The 21,365-nt window shown below is 42.0% G+C and carries 23 protein-coding genes and 1 pseudogene; 9 read left to right on the top strand and 15 right to left on the bottom strand.

What is annotated here, in order from left to right:
- Positions 1 to 81: 81 nt before the first annotated feature.
- The 5 genes and pseudogenes from kynU to ACFEL9_RS09625 form a co-directional block, all read right to left on the bottom strand.
- The gene (gene kynU / locus ACFEL9_RS09605) at positions 82 to 1,362 is read right to left on the bottom strand and encodes a kynureninase (RefSeq protein ID WP_385888924.1); all 1,281 of its coding nucleotides are present in this window, start codon (positions 1,360 to 1,362) and stop codon (positions 82 to 84) included.
- 43 nt (positions 1,363 to 1,405) lie between these two features.
- Positions 1,406 to 1,819, bottom strand: a complete 414-nt coding sequence (locus ACFEL9_RS09610) for a RidA family protein (protein ID WP_385888926.1) — start codon at positions 1,817 to 1,819, stop codon at positions 1,406 to 1,408.
- A gap of 51 nt (positions 1,820 to 1,870) precedes the next feature.
- A complete protein-coding gene (locus tag ACFEL9_RS09615) occupies positions 1,871 to 3,328 on the bottom strand; it encodes an aldehyde dehydrogenase (RefSeq protein ID WP_385890053.1) in 1,458 nt (485 codons plus the stop codon).
- A 43-nt stretch (positions 3,329 to 3,371) separates the two neighbouring features.
- A pseudogene (locus tag ACFEL9_RS09620) lies at positions 3,372 to 3,763 on the bottom strand (four helix bundle protein).
- Between the two features lie 73 nt (positions 3,764 to 3,836).
- Entirely contained in the window at positions 3,837 to 4,667 is an 831-nt protein-coding gene (locus ACFEL9_RS09625; protein WP_385888929.1) for an SDR family oxidoreductase, read from the bottom strand.
- A 90-nt stretch (positions 4,668 to 4,757) separates the two neighbouring features.
- On the opposite strand from ACFEL9_RS09625, the gene ACFEL9_RS09630 reads away from it, so the two are divergent.
- Positions 4,758 to 5,297 carry a 3-hydroxyanthranilate 3,4-dioxygenase gene (locus ACFEL9_RS09630; RefSeq protein WP_385888932.1) on the top strand — a complete coding sequence of 180 codons (540 nt, stop codon included), beginning with the start codon at positions 4,758 to 4,760 and terminating at the stop codon, positions 5,295 to 5,297.
- A 65-nt stretch (positions 5,298 to 5,362) separates the two neighbouring features.
- Positions 5,363 to 6,355: an amidohydrolase family protein gene (locus tag ACFEL9_RS09635; protein ID WP_385888933.1), complete on the top strand. Its 993-nt coding sequence runs from the start codon at positions 5,363 to 5,365 to the stop codon at positions 6,353 to 6,355.
- Positions 6,356 to 6,423: 68 nt separating this feature from the next.
- On the opposite strand, the gene ACFEL9_RS09640 is transcribed toward ACFEL9_RS09635, so the two are convergent.
- On the bottom strand, positions 6,424 to 7,332 hold the full coding sequence (locus ACFEL9_RS09640; protein ID WP_385888935.1) for a glycerophosphodiester phosphodiesterase: 909 nt from the start codon (positions 7,330 to 7,332) through the stop codon (positions 6,424 to 6,426).
- 29 nt (positions 7,333 to 7,361) lie between these two features.
- Positions 7,362 to 8,006 (bottom strand): FMN-binding negative transcriptional regulator, encoded by a 645-nt coding sequence (locus ACFEL9_RS09645; protein WP_385888938.1) that lies wholly within the window; start codon positions 8,004 to 8,006, stop codon positions 7,362 to 7,364.
- A gap of 83 nt (positions 8,007 to 8,089) precedes the next feature.
- On the opposite strand from ACFEL9_RS09645, the gene ACFEL9_RS09650 reads away from it, so the two are divergent.
- The gene (locus tag ACFEL9_RS09650; RefSeq protein ID WP_385888940.1) at positions 8,090 to 9,040 is read left to right on the top strand and encodes a hypothetical protein; all 951 of its coding nucleotides are present in this window, start codon (positions 8,090 to 8,092) and stop codon (positions 9,038 to 9,040) included.
- 109 nt (positions 9,041 to 9,149) lie between these two features.
- Here ACFEL9_RS09650 and ACFEL9_RS09655 read toward each other — a convergent pair whose 3' ends face one another.
- Positions 9,150 to 9,347, bottom strand: coding sequence for a hypothetical protein (locus tag ACFEL9_RS09655; RefSeq protein ID WP_385888943.1), 198 nt, complete (start codon positions 9,345 to 9,347; stop codon positions 9,150 to 9,152).
- Between the two features lie 93 nt (positions 9,348 to 9,440).
- Positions 9,441 to 10,550 (bottom strand): Mrp/NBP35 family ATP-binding protein, encoded by a 1,110-nt coding sequence (locus ACFEL9_RS09660; RefSeq protein ID WP_385888944.1) that lies wholly within the window; start codon positions 10,548 to 10,550, stop codon positions 9,441 to 9,443.
- Positions 10,551 to 10,642: 92 nt separating this feature from the next.
- On the opposite strand from ACFEL9_RS09660, the gene ACFEL9_RS09665 reads away from it, so the two are divergent.
- The 5 genes from ACFEL9_RS09665 to ACFEL9_RS09685 all read left to right on the top strand — a co-directional run bounded on the left by ACFEL9_RS09665 (position 10,643) and on the right by ACFEL9_RS09685 (position 14,709).
- The gene (locus ACFEL9_RS09665; protein ID WP_385888946.1) at positions 10,643 to 11,353 is read left to right on the top strand and encodes a carboxypeptidase-like regulatory domain-containing protein; all 711 of its coding nucleotides are present in this window, start codon (positions 10,643 to 10,645) and stop codon (positions 11,351 to 11,353) included.
- Between the two features lie 317 nt (positions 11,354 to 11,670).
- A complete protein-coding gene (locus tag ACFEL9_RS09670) occupies positions 11,671 to 12,570 on the top strand; it encodes a 3-hydroxyacyl-CoA dehydrogenase family protein (protein WP_385888949.1) in 900 nt (299 codons plus the stop codon).
- Between the two features lie 156 nt (positions 12,571 to 12,726).
- Complete coding sequence (locus ACFEL9_RS09675) at positions 12,727 to 13,155, top strand: hypothetical protein (RefSeq protein WP_385888952.1); 429 nt, start codon at positions 12,727 to 12,729, stop codon at positions 13,153 to 13,155.
- A 167-nt stretch (positions 13,156 to 13,322) separates the two neighbouring features.
- A complete protein-coding gene (locus ACFEL9_RS09680) occupies positions 13,323 to 14,132 on the top strand; it encodes a 3-keto-disaccharide hydrolase (RefSeq protein WP_385888955.1) in 810 nt (269 codons plus the stop codon).
- A gap of 103 nt (positions 14,133 to 14,235) precedes the next feature.
- On the top strand, positions 14,236 to 14,709 hold the full coding sequence (locus tag ACFEL9_RS09685) for a pyridoxamine 5'-phosphate oxidase family protein (protein WP_385888957.1): 474 nt from the start codon (positions 14,236 to 14,238) through the stop codon (positions 14,707 to 14,709).
- A gap of 33 nt (positions 14,710 to 14,742) precedes the next feature.
- Here ACFEL9_RS09685 and ACFEL9_RS09690 read toward each other — a convergent pair whose 3' ends face one another.
- From ACFEL9_RS09690 to ACFEL9_RS09700, 3 genes are all read right to left on the bottom strand, one after another.
- A complete protein-coding gene (locus tag ACFEL9_RS09690; RefSeq protein ID WP_385888960.1) occupies positions 14,743 to 15,972 on the bottom strand; it encodes an MFS transporter in 1,230 nt (409 codons plus the stop codon).
- A gap of 79 nt (positions 15,973 to 16,051) precedes the next feature.
- Positions 16,052 to 16,321, bottom strand: a complete 270-nt coding sequence (locus ACFEL9_RS09695; RefSeq protein WP_385888963.1) for a hypothetical protein — start codon at positions 16,319 to 16,321, stop codon at positions 16,052 to 16,054.
- A 150-nt stretch (positions 16,322 to 16,471) separates the two neighbouring features.
- Positions 16,472 to 17,047, bottom strand: a complete 576-nt coding sequence (locus ACFEL9_RS09700) for a dihydrofolate reductase family protein (RefSeq protein ID WP_385888965.1) — start codon at positions 17,045 to 17,047, stop codon at positions 16,472 to 16,474.
- A gap of 143 nt (positions 17,048 to 17,190) precedes the next feature.
- Here ACFEL9_RS09700 and ACFEL9_RS09705 point away from each other — a divergent pair, with 143 nt between their 5' ends.
- Complete coding sequence (locus ACFEL9_RS09705; protein ID WP_385888968.1) at positions 17,191 to 17,859, top strand: hypothetical protein; 669 nt, start codon at positions 17,191 to 17,193, stop codon at positions 17,857 to 17,859.
- A 3-nt stretch (positions 17,860 to 17,862) separates the two neighbouring features.
- Here the strand turns inward: ACFEL9_RS09705 and ACFEL9_RS09710 are convergent, their stop codons facing one another.
- The 3 genes from ACFEL9_RS09710 to ACFEL9_RS09720 form a co-directional block, all read right to left on the bottom strand.
- Positions 17,863 to 19,560, bottom strand: a complete 1,698-nt coding sequence (locus ACFEL9_RS09710; RefSeq protein ID WP_385888971.1) for an ArnT family glycosyltransferase — start codon at positions 19,558 to 19,560, stop codon at positions 17,863 to 17,865.
- Positions 19,561 to 19,637: 77 nt separating this feature from the next.
- Positions 19,638 to 20,081 carry a DinB family protein gene (locus ACFEL9_RS09715; protein WP_385888974.1) on the bottom strand — a complete coding sequence of 148 codons (444 nt, stop codon included), beginning with the start codon at positions 20,079 to 20,081 and terminating at the stop codon, positions 19,638 to 19,640.
- A 58-nt stretch (positions 20,082 to 20,139) separates the two neighbouring features.
- On the bottom strand, positions 20,140 to 21,312 hold the full coding sequence (locus ACFEL9_RS09720) for a threonine aldolase family protein (protein ID WP_385888977.1): 1,173 nt from the start codon (positions 21,310 to 21,312) through the stop codon (positions 20,140 to 20,142).
- Between the last annotated feature and the right edge of the window lie 53 nt (positions 21,313 to 21,365).

The following is a 21,365-nucleotide window of genomic DNA, read 5'->3' on the forward strand; positions in this document are numbered from 1 at the left end:
TAAATACAGGAACGCTGATTTTTATGATTATTAAGATAAGCAGAGCCGATAACCGTAACGCAACATTTCCTCAAAATCCATTTAAATCCTGTTAATCACGGTTCTCATAATCTCTCCAAACCTCCACACATCTTCAAACGTATTGTATAAGGGCACCGGCGCCACCCTGATCACATTAGGTTCCCGCCAGTCAGCAACAACCGCATTTTCGGTTAATGCGGTAAAAATTTCCTTCCCTTTTTTCAACATCAGCATGGATGACTGGCAGCCTCTTTCCGTTTCATTGGCAGGCGTGATCACTTCAATCCATTTCACTTTTTGTTGTTTATTGATTTCTTCCAAAATAAAATGCAGGTAGCCCGAAAGAAGTCTTGCTTTCGTGATCAGCCGGTCCATACCCGCTTCATCAAAAATATCCAGTGAGGCTTTATGTGCCGCCATACTCAGCACCGGTGCATTGCTTAGCTGCCAGCCTTCAGCAGAGGGGATTGGTTCAAAGCCTTTTTCCATTTTAAATCTTGTGGCTTTGGTATAACCCCACCAACCGGCAAAACGTGGTAGCTCTTTGTTCGTAACATGCCTGTCATGAATATAAATACCGGACACAGCACCTGGCCCGGAGTTTAAATATTTGTAAGAACACCAGCTTGCGAAATCAACATTCCAGTCATGCAACTTAAGCTCAACATTACCTGCCGCATGAGCCAGGTCAAATCCAGCATAGGCGCCAGCGGCCTGCGCTGCATCAGTTATCTTTTTTATATCGAACAGCTGGCCAGTATAATAATTGACAGCACCGAATAATACCAACGCAGTTTCATCTTTATTTTCCCGGATAACAGAAAGTATATCTTCGGTTTGGATGATATGCTCACCATTCCCCGGACTTACTTCAATAATGGCATCGGCCGGATCGAAACCGTGATAACGAACCTGTGACTCAAAAGCATATTGATCGGAAGGAAAGGCCTTTGCTTCGCAGATAATTTTGTATCGCTTTGTCGTAGGCCGGTAAAAACTTACCATCAACAAGTGAAGGTTCACGGTAAGTTGATTCATTACCACCACTTCATTGGGTTGGCAGCCTATGATTTTTGTTAATAATGGAGGAAAAATTTCATGATAAGACAACCACGGATTTTTTGCGTGAAAGTGTCCTTCCACACCCAACTTTGCCCAATCATCCAGCTCCTGCTGAATATAAGATGAAACAGATTTAGGCTGCAACCCAAGTGAATTACCGGTAAAGTAAATAGTATCGTTTCCGTTATGTTGCGGGATATAAAACCGTTCCCGGAAATTTTTAAGCATGTCTTTTGCGTCAAGGTTCTGCGCAAAAGCTAGTGTGTTTTCAAAATTCATACAATTCATTTCCTGGTAATCGCTAAATCCTGTAAACCCCGGTTCAGACAGTTGCTATTACTTTCAATTCAATCGCAATAGGCGTTGGCAAACTTTTTACTTCAACGGTTGTACGGCAGGCCTGCACAGAAGTAAAATAATCCGCATATATCTTATTATAAATTGGGAAGTCTTTTTCCATGTTTGTCAGAAAGACAGTTACATCAATGATCTTATTCCAACTACTACCACTAGCTTCCAAAACAGCTTTTACGTTTGCAAAGACTGAGTGACATTCTGCTTCGATATCATACTTCACGATATTTCCTTCCGCATCCAACTCCAAACCCGGAATGGAATTGTCTTTGTGATTTCTCGGCCCGATCCCGGAAAGAAACAGCAGGTTACCGGCACGCCTTGCATGCGGATAGGCCCCGAGAGGTGGTGAGGCATTACCGGTATTGATTATATTTTCCATGAATAGCAATCGCTGGTTTTAATGATAAGACATCAATGTAGGTTATCATGATTATAGTTGAATGCATACATTTTTAGATTCTGTAAAAAATCGCAATGCTTCCCAACCGCCTTCCCTCCCGACACCACTATTCTTCATGCCACCAAAAGGTGTGCGCAAGTCACGCACCAGCCAACAATTTATCCAAATGATGCCGCTTTCTACCTTTGCGGCTACCCGGTTTGCTTTGGAAATATCCTGTGTCCAAATAGTTGCAGCCAGGCCATAACTTGTTGCATTGGCCAATCGCAAAGCCTCTTCTTCTGTTTTAAATGGCTGGAGCGTTACCACCGGGCCAAAGATTTCCTGTTGATTAGTTTCACATTCCGACCCCAACCCTTCGATGACGGTTGGTTCAACAAAATAGCCTTCCGCACATTCACCGCGAAGTTTTACCGCATGCCCACCACAGAGTATCCTCCCACCTTCCTGCTTAGCCGTATCGATACAACGCATGATCTTTGCCAGGTGAGCTTTACTTACCACCGCTCCCTGCTTTGTATTTTCATCCATCGGATCGCCGACGATTAATTGCTTTGTCCTTTCAACAAATGTTGTTTTAAACTTTTCGTAGATCGACTGCTCAACCAATATCCGGCTGCCACACAAACATATTTGTCCCTGGTTACTGAATGAAGATTCAATGCTTGTCTTCATCATTCTTTCCCAATCGCAATCAGCAAAAATGATGTTCGGGTTTTTTCCGCCGAGCTCAAGTGAAAGCTTTTTAAACTTAGGAGCGGCAAGCGATGCAATCCGTTCTCCCGCCTTTGTGCTGCCAGTGAAAGAAATGGCTTTCACCTCCGGGTGTTTAACAATGGCTTCACCGGCTATAGTGCCGGTGCCATGTATAATATTCAAAACGCCGTCCGGCAAACCTGCTTCTTTACAGATTCGTGCAAGAAGATAAGCTGTTACCGGTGTTACTTCGGATGGTTTGCCGATCACACAATTGCCGGCTGCTAATGCCGGGGCAATTTTCCAGGTAAATAAATACAAAGGAAGATTCCACGGAGAAATGCACGCAACAATACCTATTGGTTGTCGCAACGTATAATTAACCGCCTTGTCTTCCATATTGTGGCTATCGGTTGCAAAATGCATAATACCGGTAGCAAAAAATCTGAAATTGGCGGAAGCTCTTGGAATATCCACTTTCTTACTCAACCAAAGTGGTTTGCCGTTATCGATTGTTTCTGCCATTGCCAATGTATCGATATTGGCGTCAATCAACTCGGCTATTTTGTTCAAAATAATGAACCTTTTCTCAACAGGTGTAACGGACCATTGCGGAAATGCTTTTCTTGCGGCAGCTACAGCTTCAGTAATATCCTTCTCATTACTATCGGGTATTCGTCCAATTACTTTACCCGTTGCCGGGTTGATATTATCGATATAGTTCCTCGAAACAGGGGCATAAAATCCACCGTCGATAAAGTTTTCAAGATTGTATGGTATTTCTAAGTTGATCGGTTAACTGGTTTATTAGTTAATTAGTTAATCGGGATGACCGCTATTTAGGATTATGCCTTGTTGATTCAGAGACAAATTTAATATAGGCATTCAACTTGATAAGAATCATTTCAGCCTTTTGAAGCAATTCAAGGCATTTATCTTCGTTCATTATTTTTCTTCTTTTACATTTCCCGAGCCATGCCTTAGCCTCCTGTATTGAGTCCCTCGAATAAAAATAAAATTGCTTGCTTCTTTGTAATAATATCTCCCATCCCCTTCACCAATGTTTGCAGAAATGGAGTCGGCTGCCCTGACAATTTGCTTTCCGATCGTATCTTTTAAAAAGAATTTCCATTCATCAACAATATTCCAGACTTCATCAGAAAATTCCTCTGTCATATTGTAGACTTCCAGTTTTTCCCAAAGTATAATCCATAAGAAGCAATTTATAGGAACCTAAAAACCGTTGCCAACGAGAATTGCCTGGTTAACTAATAAACCGATTAACTAATTAACCGTTTGACTAAATACTTCCCGTTCTGCCGCCATCCACCGGAATGCTTACACCATTCACATATGAAGCAGCAGGTGATGCTAAAAAAGCTGCTACCGATGCAATTTCAACAGACTCGCCAAATCGTTTCATGGGAACTTCATCCATCATATTTTTAGCCACCACATCTACCAATACATTTCCTTTTTTAGCGATATTATCAATCAATGTCGATAATCGTTGGGTATTGGTAAAACCGGGCAATACATTATTGACTGTAATATTAAACTGGCCTAATTCATTTGCCATCGTTTTCGCCCATGACGCAACGGCGCCACGAATGGTATTGGAAACACCCAAATTTCTTAATGGAATCTTTACCGATGTAGAAATGATATTAATGATCCGGCCAAACTTTTCTTTTTTCATCGAAGGTATTACCGCCCTGGCCAGAATATGATTGCAGACAAGGTGCTGGTTAAAAGTATTTACAAATGCTTCTTCTGTTGCTTCCGTGATCGGTCCGCCGGGAGGGCCACCCGTGTTGTTAATAAGAATATGCGCCGGGTATTTTTCCATGTGTGCGCCGATGATCTTTCGCAATTCGTCGGGTCGTGTAAAATCTGCAACCAGATAATTGTGTTGCTGACGCAACGTAACATCCAAACTCTGAACAGCGGATTTCAATGCTTCCTCATTTCTTGCAATTAATGTACAATTGGCTCCCATCAATGCAAGTTCTTCGGCAATAGCCAAACCAATACCCTGGGTACTGCCACAAACAATCGCATATTTGCCTTCCAATGACAGATTCATAAAGTCAAACCTACGGTAAAAAGTTGTAATTTTTCGTTGTGACATAACGTTGTCAATCGGGATAATCAGACTCATCAAACGAGCTTGTAAGAAAACTTATCAATGATAGATTTTTAAACTATTAAACTTTTTGCTATGCCAGTGCTTGCTCCTTTCAATTTAAAAGAATGGATCGATGAACACCGTGATCTGCTGAAACCACCGGTAGGTAACCAGTGTGTATATAAAGACGCCGAAAATTTCATCGTAATGGTGGTGGGTGGTCCGAATGCACGGAAAGATTACCATTTCAATGAAACCGAAGAATTATATTACCAGGTGGAAGGCGATATTGTTGTCAAAATAATTGACAACGGTGAATTTAAAGATATACCGATCAAAGAAGGCGAAATGTTTTTGCTCCCACCCAAAACTCCACACTCACCACAACGTGGCCCCGGCACCGTTGGCCTGGTGATAGAAAAGAAAAGAGAAACAGAAGATGACGGTTTTATGTGGTTCTGCGAAAAATGTGGCAATAAGTTGTACGAAGAAACTTTGCATGTTGATGATATCGTCAAACAATTACCACCCGTCATGAATCGCTATTGGGAAAACCTCATGCATCGCACCTGTGACAAATGTGGCGCAGTGATGGAGCCTCCGGTAACCCCCCCAGCCCCTAAAGGGGTGTAATCTGCAGACCTAAACAATAGACTGTAACATTTAAATTAGTAAAAGCCCCTTTAGGGGTTGGGGGTATGAAGATCGACATCCACACCCATATCATGCCGGAACAAATGCCGAACTGGACGCAGAAGTTTGGCTATGGTGAATTCATTCACCTGGAACACCGCAATTGCCAGGCATGTATGATGAGAGGCGACAAACTTTTTCGGGTTGTTGAAGAAAATTGTTATAAAGAAGATATCCGGCTAAAAGAAATGGATGAGACCGATGTCAGCATACAGGTGATTTCAACCATTCCTGTTCTATTCAATTATTGGGCGAAGCCGGTGGACGGATTGGAGACATCACGATTCTTCAATGATCATATTGCAGAAACAGCTTCAAAAAATCCAAAACGTTTTACCGGTGTTGGCACTGTACCGCTACAGGATATTGATTTGGCCATAAAAGAAATGGAACGCTGTGTGAAAGAATTAAAAATGCCCGGATTAGAGATAGGATCAAATATCAATGGCAAAAATCTTTCGGATAAATATTTTTTTCCTTTTTATGAAGCGGCGGAAAAATTGAACTGTGCGTTGTTCGTACATCCGTGGGAAATGATGGGTGAAGAACAGATGCAAAAATATTGGCTGCCCTGGCTGGTTGGTATGCCAGCCGAAACAAGTCGTGCTATTTGCTCCATGATCTTTGGCGGCGTGTTTGCTGCCTTTCCGAATTTACGGGTAGCCTTTGCTCACGGCGGTGGTTCATTTCCTTTTACCTTGGGTCGTATTGAACATGGCTTTGAAGTGAGACCTGATTTGGTGGCGCTGGACAATCCCACCAATCCGAGAGATTATATTGGCAAATTTTGGGTAGATAGTTTAGTACATGATAAAAAGTCGCTGGAGTTTTTAATTGACGTCATAGGAGATGATAGCATCTGCCTGGGCAGCGACTATCCATTTCCGTTAGGCGAACATCATCCGGGCAAACTGATTGAAAAAATGAAACTCAGCAAAAAGACGGAGAAGAAACTGCTGTATAAAAATGCCCAAACCTGGCTGGGATTGGTACGCTGATCATCATGTTCTTAAGATTTAATTAAGATAACACCTGCGAAATCATAATCATCATAAATAGCTGCGTTCTAAAATAAGTCAGGGTAATCTGATATAATGCCATCCACTCCCATTTTTTTCAACTCTTCAATTCTTTCCTTATCATTCACCGTCCAGGGAATGATCTTAATATTTTGCTCATGGCATTTTTTCACCAGCTCTTCGGTTACCATTTTATGTTCAGGACTATAAACGGTGGGTGTAAATCCTAATGCTTTCAGTTGATCTTTTATTCCCCGCTCGTCAAAGTCTTCGATCAGCATAGCCGTTTTTATTGATGGATATTTTTCATGCAGGTAGCGGAGCGTTCTGAAATCAAATGATTGTATGATCACCCTATCCTCAATTTTTTTGGACCGGATAACAGCCATTAGTCTATCGATAAACTCATCAGGTGCAGGATGATAAATATTATCAGAAGCAGGGTCTGATTTTGTTTCAATATTGAAATAAGGTAGTGGCCGCTTGCTTGTCTTCATGTATTCATCCACACTATCCAGCAAATCGCTTAGCAAGGGTTTATACACGTTAATTTTTTCCTGCCGGGGAAACCGGGGATGAGACCGCATGCCTACATCATATTTTTTGACCTCGGCATAGTCCATGTTGTAAATGTTCAGTGACTTTTCTTCTTTTTCAGTCACCGGCGAGCCATCGGGCTTGGTGGTGATTTCATGATTAAAAAATGGCTCATGAGAAAGGATGGGCCATTTGTCTTTTGTAAAAACGATATCCATCTCCAGGGTGGTCACCCCAAGGTCCAATGCCTTTTTCATGGCAGGTATCGTATTCTCCGGCATGAGTCCACGACAACCCCGGTGTCCCTGAATATCAAAGGAAGAGGTTGTATCTGTCGTTTCAGGTAATTTTTTCGCCACGTGACAAGCTGCAAGGAAGCAGAGAAAAACAAGTGCGTAATGAACAATTTTCTTATACATAATTCGCCAATGATACAGCGCCAGCCGTTTTATTGCTCTTTTTCCGTTTTAAATAATTGTGAAGTTCGCTGTTTCATCTCGTTTGCGATCTTTTTTCCCTCTGCATCCTGTGCTTCTAATTTATCGATGATATTATGAAAGCTTTTTTTGTCCCTGTTTTGGCTCAGCTTGAAAACATTATCCATTTCCTGCACCTGTATCTCAAACGCAACGATAGCTTTAATCATTTTTTGTACGTACTCATCCGGCAGGTCTTCAAAATTGGCTCCCGAATGCGGATTATTTTCAAAATGATTAGTCGTTCTTTTCAGGGTGTTTAAAAGCGCCTGCTCATCCAGGAACCTCAGTTGGCCTCTTACATGTACACTCATATAATTCCAGGTGGAGCCTTGTTGCTTATTTTCATACCAGCTGGCACTTACATAGGTATGCGCCCCGCTAAAAACAGCCAGCACATTGGAGTTTTGCAAAAATGCTTTATGATGATCGGTATTCTTCATCATATGACCGGAGAGAAATAGCTGTCCTTCTTTCTCGTCAATAAAAACAGGTATCTGTGTCGCTACAGGTTTGTTATCGGCACTGCAACCGGTTAGAAATGCAAACGGATGCTGGCGGATAAATTCTTTGACAACTTCAGGATCTTTTTCTTTAAAATAAGGTAAGTTATACATCCGGCTAAATTACAGATTTCAGTCCAGCTCATACCAGTGCAACGTTTCTGTCCCTGTGTTTGTCAGGCCGGGAAACGTTATTTATGAAAATTCTTTTCTTTTACTTCTTGCTGTTATCATTAACCATTACTACTGTGGCGCAACCGAAATTACAGGAGATAAATGCGGTGCTGCATGATGAAAGTTATATAGCCACAACAGGCCACTTACCCACCGCAACCGTCACTGAAACGGAACGGATACAGGTGCACCTCTCCTATGTTGAATCGCTGTTACGTTCAGCAAAGCTCAATCTATCCGTTACTCAATCTGCCAACCGGGCAACGATCCTAAACTTATTACACGAATATTGGACCGCAGCCATTTTCCCGGTCAACAGGGATTACCCCGGTGAAAGAAGGCCTTGCTTCATCGATGCTGATGGGAACATCTGCGCTGTAGGTTACCTGATCGAACAAACAAAAGGCCGTGAAATGGCTGAGTCAATTAATGAAAAACACCAGTACGATTTCTTATCGGACATGCATGAACCGGCTATTGAAGAATGGGCGAATGAATATGGTCTCACCTTAGAAGAATGCGCCATGATACAGCCAACCTATGGGCCGCCGCCTGCTGATCAAACAAATTATGCAGACATAAAAACCGGCTACGGTGTTTCATCCGGCCTGGTGGGTGGCACCAATATCGCCATCAATATTGCCAACCTCTCCAACCGCTTTAAGCAAAATAAAACGCTATCGTATTTGGGTCTTGTAACAGGTACCACACAAGTCATTCTTGGATTAGCCAATACAAAAAGAACAACGAATTTTCCTGTGATGAATGGCGGTGAATCCTATACTTCGTACAAAGCACAAAACAATCTTTCCTATGTTAACATCGCAATGGGCACCACGACTATCATTACAAGTGCGTTGAACCTTGCTTTACAGAAAAAAATGAATTGCAAAAAAAATGTGTTGAGCCTTTATAGCCAACCCAACTATTCTAATAGTGTCTCCATGGGATTTTCTTTTACCAGGAAAATTTAGAAAATAAAGAGCTTGTTTCACTGGATGGTTGACGGGACGATGGACGCTCCCATAATTACAGAGGCTGTTAAAAATATAACAGCCTCTTTTATATTACAGTTTTGAAGTATTAATAACCGCGGACTCTTTTCTTTCGCTGGCCGGGAGCATAGGGTTTTGCAGATTGGCTGCCGTACACTTTTTTGGCATGCCCGGGCGGCATTGGCTTTACTACCGTTGTTCGTTTATGCACAACAACCCTGCGTGTACAAGCCATAGCGATCAACGTAAATGAAAACAGGAGAAATAAAATTTTATAAGGTTTCATAGTCCGGATTTGTTTGTAAAATAAAGAGAATAAACATTGCCGACAAAGTAACAAACGAAAGAACTTTACTAGGTAAAATCCCTCCACTTTTTTTTAAGACACCACTTCAGCCACTTTTTCCTTTTCTATATCAGCATTGCGCATTGACACACTTCTTACCACCAGGGCGGCAAAATCTTCAAATGCTTTCTTAGTGATCTCGTCACTGCCCACCATTACGGGAACTCCCTTATCTCCGCCTTCCCGTATTCCCTGCACCAGTGGAATTTGACCGAGAAAAGGAAGGTCATATTCCTCTGCCAGGCGTTTCCCTCCATCCTTGCCAAAAATGTAGTATTTATTTTCGGGTAGCTCAGCAGGAGTGAAATAGCTCATATTTTCTACCAAACCAATGATCGGCACGTTTAACTGTGCCTGTCCAAACATTGCTACTCCCTTTTTGGCGTCGGCCAATGCAACATCCTGTGGCGTAGTAACGATTACAGCACCTGTCACAGGAACTGTTTGCATCAATGTCAAATGGATATCCCCCGTTCCGGGTGGCATATCGATAATCAGGTAATCGAGCTCATCCCAATACACATCCGACACAAATTGTTTGATGGCACTGCTTGCCATGGGTCCGCGCCACACTACTGCATTTTTTTCATCTACCAGCAAACCGATACTCATTAGTTTGATACCATATTTTTCCAATGGCACTATCATTCCCTTGCCTTCAATTTCCATCATCATTGGTCTTTCACCTCTCACGCCAAACATAATAGGCACACTTGGTCCATAAATATCAGCATCCATCAGCCCGACCTTAGCCCCGCTTTGCGCAATGGCCAGTGCCAGGTTAGCAGAGACGGTACTTTTCCCTACACCTCCTTTACCACTCACTACGGCAATAACATTTTTTACTTTGGGAAGTATGGCCCGGCTGTCGCTTCTTTTGGTAGTAGTGTTAGAAGTAAAATTTACCTTGACCACTGCATCCTTACTCACGATTGTTTTAATAGCATTGATACAATCATTCTTTAGTTTATCCTTCAGGGGACAGGCAGGTGTGGTCAATACAATTGTAAACGAAACATAATATTTTTCGATTGCAATATCCTGCACCATATTAAGGGTCACCAGGTCTCTCCCAAGATCAGGCTCCTGCACGGTACTCAAGGCTTCTAATACTTTTTCTTTGGTCATAACTGAACTTGACATATCAATTTTTATTTCCCGCTAAGCATTTCACATTGTAGGATTTAAGTGTTGATTGCGGGGCTCACAAAAATCCTTGTTAAAAAACAGATTAATTGACAAAGTTAAACAGATCAGGCCCTATTTTGTTGGCTCATTTTATTCAACTTGTACTTATTTTTGAGCCTGTGAAGAAATTTTTACAATATTTCGTACTAGCTGCCTTCCTTTTACCCTTCACTGCCAAAGCGCAGTTTGAAACAGCCCGTGATTCTGTTGTTCAGTTATATGGCGTTATCATGACGGCAGACAGTCTTGTAGGTATACCTGCCGTGAGTGTGACCATCAAAGGTCAAAACCGCGGTACTATCACTAATGAGCAGGGTGTTTTTTCAATAGTGGTTTTAAAAGGTGACCAGGTGGAGTTTTCACATGTCAGTTATAAACCCAAAACGATCGACATTCCCCGCAATATTGAAGGCAATCAATACAGCGTTATTCAATTAATGGTGCAGGATACGGTGTACCTGCCGGCGACGATCATTAAGGCCCGACCTACACCGGAACAATTTGCCCGTGATTTTGTGAACACTAAAATCCCGGACGATGATATTGAAATTGCCCGGCAAAATACCAGTGCTGCCAAACGAAGAGTGCTATTGCAAACCACTCCCGGCGATGGCGGCGAAGCTACCCGCATCCAATTTAACCGCATCGCCAACCGTGCCGTATACCAGGGCCAAACCCCGCCAATGAATATCTTCAACCCTGCCGCCTGGGCCGATTTTATCCAGGCATGGAAACGGGGTGATTTTAAGAATAAGTGAGAACCCTCTGTCTCCCTAAAGGGAGGACTTAGATCCATTATTTTTTTACTTATTCGATGTTATTAATAGCAGTTATTTTTTTTGTAGCCAGCTGTGGTATTAGATAGCATCGCCTGTTGTGTCACTTGCCGACGCTTGCGGTCGACATCCCGACATTTATCGTCGGTGACACTTCATCGTTCGGTTCATTGCTCAGCAATTTGATCTGCTTACATTTGTCCCGAAACATTTTATCAAACACTCTTGCTCTAAGTGAGTCTTCAAAAACTCCCTCCTGAGTTTATCGAAGGATAGGGGCAGAGGAAAACTTCAACTATATGATATCTCCCGGGGGTTCTGTTTCCGTCATCGGCGCCGGCACTATGGGCAATGGCATTGCTCATGTTTTTGCACAAGCCGGTTTTAAAGTAACGATTGTTGATATTTCATTGACACAACTGGATAAAGCGGTTGCCAACATCGCCAAAAACTTCGACCGCCAGATTGCCAAAGGTTTGGCAACGGAAGATGATAAAAAAAAGGCGCTAAGCAATATCAGTATTCACTCCACTATGAATGAAGGAGTAAAAAATGCAGAACTGGTGGTGGAAGCCGCTACTGAAAATATTGAACTGAAAATGCAAATCTTTGAAGAGCTGGATAACCTGGTGCCAAAACAGGCGATTCTTGCTACCAATACTTCTTCTATTTCTATTACAAAAATTGCTGCTGCCACCGGCCGCGCCGGCAAAGTGATCGGCATGCACTTTATGAATCCCGTGCCGGTGATGAAACTGGTAGAGATCATCAATGGCTATGCAACAAAAAAAGAAGTAACCGAAGCCATCGTTGAACTGAGTAAACAACTGGGAAAAATTCCTTGCGTGGTCAACGACTATCCAGGTTTTATTGCCAACCGCATTCTAATGCCCATGATCAACGAAGCCATCTATAGTTTATATGAAGGGGTAGCTGGCGTGGAAGAAATAGATACGGTGATGAAACTCGGTATGGCCCATCCCATGGGACCATTGCAATTAGCGGACTTTATTGGCTTGGATGTTTGCCAGTCCATATTAAATGTACTGCATGATGGATTTGGTAATCCTAAATATGCGCCCTGCCCCCTATTGGTAAATATGGTAGCCGCTGGTAAACTAGGTGCAAAAAGCGGTGAGGGTTTTTATAAATATGAAGCGGGAAGTAAGGAGTTGAAGGTGAGTGAGCGGTTTAGATAATGCTTTTGATGCAGTTGATGAGGGGATGATAATCAATGGCTCAAAAATTTGGAAAGTTCGTATTATATAGCAATTTTAGTGTTGGCAGCAATTCGATGATGACCGTGTGGAAAGTCGAAAAACTCGATTTAGCTTTCTTTCTGAATATTCGAATTTATGAATCCAAAACCTCTGTTTATATTTCTCGTGGCTGTCTTTCATTTTTTTATTTTGATTGGCTTTGGACATGCAGGTACCTTTCTTGGATTAACCGTGCTTTTTGCGTTTGACTTGTTTTACAATCCGCAACTTCCTGATCTGTCGGATTTATCGAACGCCGAGTTATTGCCATTTATCGGGCTTTTCTCACTTATGGGGTATTTAGGCCTAGGCTCTTCGATGTTAGCTAAGATAAACGCTAGAAAACTGCTTTACATTTTAGGCATTATATTTCTATGGTTAAGTGTGCTATGTTTGTTGGCAGCCAGTTTTTATGGACATATTATTATCGGGAGTATAGTTTTTTGCATTCCCTTTCTGGTGTCATCCCTTTATCCATTTTTTAATAAAGTTGTTTGGCAGATGTGGAATAGAATGAATACTTAAACTTCGAGAACCGCAGCCAACATGAGGCTCCTATGTTTATAGGGACCCCGTTCTGCGAAAGTCCCCACTTCGCAGTTCTTATGCTTTCAGACATTGTCTGAAAAAGGAGTAATACCTTATCTCATCCTTTTCCCGTAATTTGAAAAATATTTTATAATCATCATTTTATGCAGCCACGATTGATCCTTATCTTTTTTATTTCAGCTATACTTATCTTCAGTTGCAATCGCAAAATCGCTAATAAAACAACCGGCCCATGGGTTTCCCTATTTAACGGCAAAGACATCAACGACTGGACAGTGAAGATCCATCATCATGAAGTCGGTGAAAATTTTGGTAACACTTTCCGGGTGGAAGACAGTATCATCAAAGTACGCTATGATCAATATGGTAATTTCAATGACCAGTTTGGTCATCTTTATTATAATACACCCTACTCCTACTATCATTTAAAGCTTGACTACCGTTTTGTTGGTCAATGGGTGAAAACTGCTCCCTCTTATACCATACTCAACAGCGGCGTCATGTTTCATTCACAGGATCCCCGCACCATGCCGAAAGAACAGGACTGGCCCATTTCAGTGGAAATGCAGTTTCTCGGCGGCCTGGGTGATGGCAAACCAAGACCAACGGGCAATATGTGCTCGCCCGGAACAGAAGTAATGCAAAAAGGACAGATAGTTCCATCCCATTGTATCAACTCCAGCTCCAAAACCTATGAAGGCGAACAATGGGTAAGTACCGAACTGATTGTATTGGGCGATTCATTGGTTACACATATCATCAACGGCGACACGGTGCTGCAATATTCCAAGCCACAAATTGGCGGCGGCGTTGCTAATAGCTATGATCCTAAAATAAAAGTGGATGGCAAATTATTGACCAGCGGTTTTATTGCTTTGCAAAGTGAAGGCCAGGAGATCGATTTCAGAAATATCCGGATCATGGACCTTTCTGCTCAATACAAAAAGAGGTAAACATTTATTCCAAACCAGTAACCTGATACGTGTCAATAATAGCATTGATGGGAATCATTTTGCCGTTGACCTGTTTATACTTTCTTTGAATAAATAGCTTTTTATGTTTGGAAAATTAAGCACCGAAGATATTGAAGCCCTGCTTCATCAACAGTTAGTCGGTCGCATTGGTTGCCAGGCTGATGATAAAATATATGTGGTACCGATCAGCTATGCCTATGATGGTACTTATATTTATGGCCATGCCCTGGAGGGAATGAAAATATTTGCCATGCGAAATAATCCGCATGTTTGCTTCGAGGTGGATAACCTGAAGAATTTAGCCAACTGGCAATCCGTGATCACTTGGGGTGTATACGAAGAGCTGAATGAGGAGAACGAACGTTACCATGCACTAAAAAGACTGGAAGACAGGGTACTTCCTCTTTTTAGCAGTGAAACCATGCACTTGTCACCACAATGGCCCTTTCCTGCCGCCGATGCAGAATCTGTTAAGGGGGTATTTTTCAGAATAAAACTGCACGAAAAAACAGGCCGTTTCGAGAAAAGCACACAAGAGAAATTTTTTTCCATGTAGATTTTGAATTCACGGACCCTTACCTGTCAAAACTTACACGGTTGCAACAGCCCGTTCAACCGGTTTGACAAAAAATAAAAAATAGAAAACAACGGCCAGTGTCACCATGGCTGTCGCAAAAAAGGTGACTGCGGCTCCAAATTGAAACCAGATCAGGCCGGCAATTGAACTGGCGAGCATAGTACAGATACTTTGAAAAGCAGAAAATGTTCCAATGGCAGTGGCTGTATCCTTCTTATCAGTGATATTGCTGATCCAGGCTTTAAAAACACCTTCGGTAGCAGCAGCATATAATCCATACAGCACAAACAAGCCGATAATTAAATACCTGTGCTGGCTTACACTCATACCAAGGTAAACCGCCGAAAATAAAATAAGTCCTGCTATAAAAGTTTTTCGTAAGCCTATTTTATCTGCAATAATGCCGGCAGGAAAAGCGGACAATGCATATACCAAATTATACAATATGTACACCCCGATCACCCAGCCATCACTCAATCCCGCCTGCTTCGCTTTCAACAACAAAAAAGCATCTGAACTATTAAATAAGGTAAATACCAACAGGCCTGTCACTACTTTCCGGTAAATAGCAGGGCCCGTTTTCCAATAAGAAAGAAACGAGAAAAATGAAGTTTTTTGTTTGGATGGCAGAAGCGCTTTTCTTTTTTCTTTTAAAAGAAATGAAGTGCCAAGTGCCAGCAGTCCCGGGATAAAGGCTATATAGAAAAGTGTTTTATAGTTGCCGGGATAAAAATAAAGATAAAGCAACGCAAGGGCTGGTCCCAACACTGCGCCCAATGTATCCATTGAGCGATGAAACCCAAAGATCTTTCCTTTTGTTTGCGGTGTTGCCTCATCGGACAATATCGCATCCCTTGCCCCCGTTCGAATTCCCTTTCCAAACCGGTCAATTGTTCTTGCAAAGAAAATCCAGAGCGGATAAATGAAAACAGCCATCATCGGCTTTGATATTGCACTGAAAGCATAGCCAAGTTGCACAAAGGGAACCCGTTTTCCTGTATTATCGGATAGTTGCCCAAAATATCCTTTACTTAAGCCCGCTGTCGCCTCAGCTACTCCTTCCAGTATCCCGATCAGCACAATCGAAAAACCAATCGTTCTTAAATAAATGGGCATTACCGGGTAGAGCATTTCACTGGCTGTATCGGTAAATAAGCTCACCAGTGATAAAATCCAAACAGTACGGGAAATATATTTCATCAACAGGAAGGTATGAAGAAACCGGAAAATCAAAACCGGCATATGCCGGTTTGAAGGGTTATAAATAACCCTGTGGGGCTAAGATAAATTAACAGCCGTACTCCAGTTACCATTTACAGGATCACCAAAAATCAAATTTTCGCATCGGAATATATCCCCATTGCTCCTGCAATGGCAGCCAGTCAGAAAACTCAGTATAAGGTATCGTTTTTTCTTCAACAAGCTCCGGTAGACTAATACCCGTTGCTATTTCTAATCCATTCCTGTTCAATAAGCCAAAAGAAGAAAGATGATGTGCTTTTGCAGGATGCTTTAAGTTATCCCGATGGCTTAAAGAAATTATTTCTTCATGACCCTGTTTTGTGGAAAAAATCATGTTTTGCGTTTTCATAATTTTTCCTTTTTAATTTGCTGAACCAAAGATAGTCTTGTATTTCTTGTTCAAAAATTATTCCACATCCTTAATAGAAAGATCATTTGAATACAGGCTCAGAAGATGCCTATTGTCAGTACCGGATCTAAGTTTTTACAGTTACCCGTTTTACTTTTCAGATTTAGCCCGGTATTGGAGAGCTATCACACCGGAAGAAAATTCCTTTGTGGTTAATAACTCAAACTCTTTCCTGCGATCGGGTCCCCTAAACAAGGGAATACCAGCTCCCAGGATAACTGGATTGACGAACAGCCAATACTCGTCAATCAAATTTTCCTGCTCTAAAGAATGAACCGCTGTCGGGCTTCCATATATATGAATATTTTTACCGGGCTGTCCTTTGATCTCCTTTATTTGCTGCGAAAGGTTGTTGTTAATAACGATTGTCTTCGGCCGGTCTATCGCATTCGTGGTAGTAGAGAGAACCATTTTGGTAACCGCATTATACCAATTTGAATGTTGTATATCGTGCCGGGTCGCTGCCGGGTTTTTCGCTGCAACAGGCCAATAACTGTCCATCATCTGCCAGGTATTTTTGCCATACAGGGCGGCATCGGCATCGCCGGTAAACTTGCCGCCAAAATCAAAAATCTCTTCGTCCACTTTTATCCAATCCATTTCACCGGCGGGCCCGGCAACAAAGCCATCCAATGAAACATGCATAAACAAAATGAGCTTTCGCATGGGTGTTCCCTGAAAATTTTATTGAAGTGCAAAAACTAAATTACAAATACTTTGTTATCCGGGGATGGCAAGCTTTTACGCAACAGGATTTTCTTTCATAAATTGCCCGCCCATCTATTATTTTATACACTAAATAACGCCGAATGGCAAAATTGAAACTGACTGTCATTGAAAAAATCGTTGTAACAGGTTGCATACTCATTATTGCAACAGGTTTTTTTCTTTTTTATACCAACCTGGTCGGCTTTGAACGGTACGTGCAGGAGGATGGCATTGTTGAATGGTTAACCGTAGCCGGATTGATTGCCGGATCATATATTTGTTTTTCGCGGCTTGTAACACTGTGGAATAAAAAATCAAAATGGTTTTTGTTTGTAACTTTTTGCCTGGGACTTTTCCTGTTCTTTTCTGCTGGCGAAGAGATCAGTTGGGGACAGCGCATACTGGGTCTTAAAACACCTGAATATTTTGAAACCCACAATGCACAGCAAGAAACCAATCTCCATAATCTAGTGGTAAGTGGTGTAAAGCTTAACAAGCTGGTGTTTTCGATATTATTAGTGGTTGCGTTGGGAATTTACCTCGTCATCGTGCCCATTCTCTATCAAAAAAGTCATGCAGCCAGAAAATTTCTTGACGCCTCCGGTGTTCCAATCCCCCGTTTATACCAGGTCACCGGTTTTGCTTTGATATTCCTATTGACATCACTAATCCGGAATGGAAAAAACGCTGAGCTGCTGGAATGCTGCGGTGCTCTATTGGTTTTCCTTATCATCTTATACCCCAAAAACAAAGAAATTTTTGTCCGGTAATGTCTAGTTATCCCGGTGAATCTTCACAAGCATCAGGGTATCCAATCTTGCAGCACGGGTTTCAGGTCTTAAAAACTTCAGGCTGACCTTGGCCACATTGTAATCGGCGTGACTCACAACCGGCTCCACCTGGTAGCCCCGCTGAAACAATGTATCCCTGTGAGCTCTTGTGATAAGAAAATATTTGTCTTTTAATGACGGGTAGCTTTGTTCAAACTCTTCTGCCGGCAGTTGCAAGTGATTGTGTCCCCTGTAAAAATCAAAACTGTGGGCATTCGGTTCGATCACTACAATATCCTTGTCGGCAATGTCGATATTCTTCTCCTTGATCATTTTCACCATTTCATTGCCCGCCTGGTATTTCAATAATTGCGGAAAGAAATTATAATTGAGCAGGAAATTAAACAGGAAAGAAGCAGCGGCGCTTACACTAATAATTTTTGCAGCTTTTGAAAAGTTTTTATTAGTCCAAATAAAAATAATAAGAGCCAGCAACAACGGGCCCAACAACCACAACAACCAATTTACCGGTTTAAAAAAATAATAATTGAGGACAAATGCCAGCAGGATTATAACAACCACCAAAAAATATTGCAATATGGAAAACAGTTTTATCCCCTTCCGAAATTGTAATACGTGCCAGAGATAAGGTGCTGTAAAAACTGCGGCCATTGGAAACAGCATGATGAGGTAATGCGGCATTTTAAATTTTGAAAACGATAATGTCACCAAAATAAAACCAAATGCCAGAGCTGCAAAACTGACCGGGTGCTTCCATTTTTTCAACCAAAACATACGGCGCAGCCAATAAAACAACGCCATGTACCCGGCAATACACCAGGGCAGAAAAGCCCACATGAATGTGTGATATAAAAAGAAAGGATCGCTATAACGCTTTTTATCAAATCCCTTGTATCGTTCAAAAAGCTGCTCCCACAAAATGAATTTGACGCCCGAAATATGATCCCGTCCCCGTATGACTTTGTCCGGATGCAGATCATATTGCAGGTAATAACCATAAAGCACGGGAGTGATGAATAAAAAGAAGAAAGGGATAAACAGCCACGTTTTGGCCTTTGCCAACACCGCCCACTTTTTATTAAGTAGTATATAGAAAAAAAGAGCAATAAACACTACCGCCGGGCCTAACCAACCCTTGGTTGAAAAGGCGATAGCGATACCAACCGCTCCGAGTACCAGGTTAGTGAATTTATCTTTATCAATATAAAGTATCAATTGCCATAAGCCAAAGATCATCCCTGTTGTCAGTGGCGTTTCCATGCGGGCATCGTTCACCGACAACACGAACGCCTGGGCCGTAGCCAGTATAATGGCGGCAATCCGTGCCACTGCCTTATTGGTAAGATGTTTGGTAAGCTGGTAGGTACAGTAAACGGAAGCCAGGGCGAATAGTACCGCAGGCAACCGGTGAGCAATCGTGGTTACACCAAATAGTCTAAAAAAAGCCAATGTGGTCCAAAAAAGAAGATGAGGTTTATCCAGGTAATCCCTGCCCCTGTCAACCAGGCTGAAATAATCGCCCGTCTCATACATGTGCAAGGCTATATTGGCATGATGCGCCGCATCTTTATCGAGCAAGGGAAAGAAAAGTGAACCGCCATAAACCAACAGGCATAAAAAGCCAATAGCATATTCTACCTTGTTGTCCTTTGTTGTCGAAGCGAAAAGTTTTTGTTGCATAGCAGGTGTTGACTACCTAAAACACTTTAGGAGCGCCAGGGTTTAAAACTAACGGATAAAATATTGTTGCCGCAAATTTATCGCTTGAAAAATATATAATCAGTTGTAAGCGGCTCCAACCCGGTTTGCCTGAAATCCGCCGCAATCTGGCCGCGGTGATAGGTAGAATGATTTATCACATGAAATAAAATATCCCTTACCGTATTGGTAAATGGCTCGCCTTTAAAAGTGGAGTAGTCTATAACGGTATCCAGTTCAAAGCGGCCCAGTATCTGCAAAGAAGTATCATAATTCAACTGATCCATTGCTTTTAGCCCCGTCACATCATGCATATCCCAGCTATTCAATGGGCCCGGTTGCTTTAGTATCCTGTTGTTCCAAACCAGGTGGGCATTCAGAATATGATTGAACCATTTCACTGATTTTTCAGAAGTCTTATCGGCCTGTTCTGTAAAAACGGTTGCCAGTTGCTGATTAAAATGATGGCTGTATGCAAAAAGTTCTTTAAAAAATTGTTTCATCTGTTTGTCTTTTAACTGACCTGGAGTCAATAAATAATTTTTTGGATCATTAAGGCGTTTAGTCTGCACTTTTCTTAAACGCTTTAATAATATAATCAACAGGCTGGTAAAGGATAGTTTCATTTACCGTGAGCTGTCCGACATTTTTATCGTTGGGCAGGCCTATTCTTATATCATAGGCTGTTCTCAGCTTTTCCTGCATTTTCTTACCGTCGATCTCCTTAGCTAACTCCATTTTATAGATATTGGTACCGCCATCCAGTGGTGATATCTTAAAGGATTTCGTTTTGTTTAATGCTGAAAACAATTCATTAGCTTGTTTGATGGAATCCTGCAGACGCTGCTCAAAACCTTCGAGCCGGTAAAGAGCCATTGCCGCGTTGGTCCAATTGCTATACATATTTCCACCATGTATCTTGATGAGGTGTGGCATTTTGTCAATCACCGATTTTTCACCGCAGAGAATAGCGCCACCTGCAGCACCGAAGTATTTATACAATGAAATATACACCGTATCAAAATAAGAGCAGTATTCCTTAACGGATATACCCGACCACGCCGAAGCCATGTAAACACGGGCGCCATCCAGATGAAGCCCGATATTATTACTGCGACAAAAACTGCTTATCTTTTTTATCTCCCCTATAGGAACCATACGTTCGCTGGTACGCCTCACGGGATTTTCTATTGAAACGGCTCCGACCCCGCTTTTAAAAACCTCTTGTTCCGACAGCGATGCTATTGCCTCCTGGAGCTGTTGCGCAGTAAAAAAGGTTTCATCCTTTGCCAAAGGCATTAATCTTTTTCCAAAAACCGATTGTGCTGCATCGGCTTCATCCCTGTATACATGACTGGTATCCTGAACAAACACTTTTGTATTCTCTCCACAAAGAGTTGCAATAGCAAACTGGTTGGCCATGGTACCGCTGGGCATGTAGATGGCTTGTTCTTTGCCCGTTATTTCGACAAACTTTTTCTCCATTGCCTCTACTACTCCACCCAGGCCGTACCGGTCTCTGACAATCGCATTGGAAGTATGTGCTTTTTGTAATTCGCTGATGTACTCCGCAGGCTCAAACATTTCGCCATCACCAAAAAATTTGATGATGGAGTTGCCAGCGACCCGGTTATTGCTATTTGATTCATTGGCGAATGAAGACGCAACCGGGAGAAAGGCGGGTATCGCTGCTACTGCGGATGATTTTAAAAAAAATCTTCTGTTGACGGACATGCTAATAACTTTAAATGATTTACAATTTAGTTCATCATCATATTATTTGAATT

Origin of the sequence: Terrimonas alba (assembly GCF_042434975.1) — a bacterium.
GTDB classification, from domain to species: Bacteria; Bacteroidota; Bacteroidia; order Chitinophagales; family Chitinophagaceae; genus Terrimonas_B; species Terrimonas_B alba.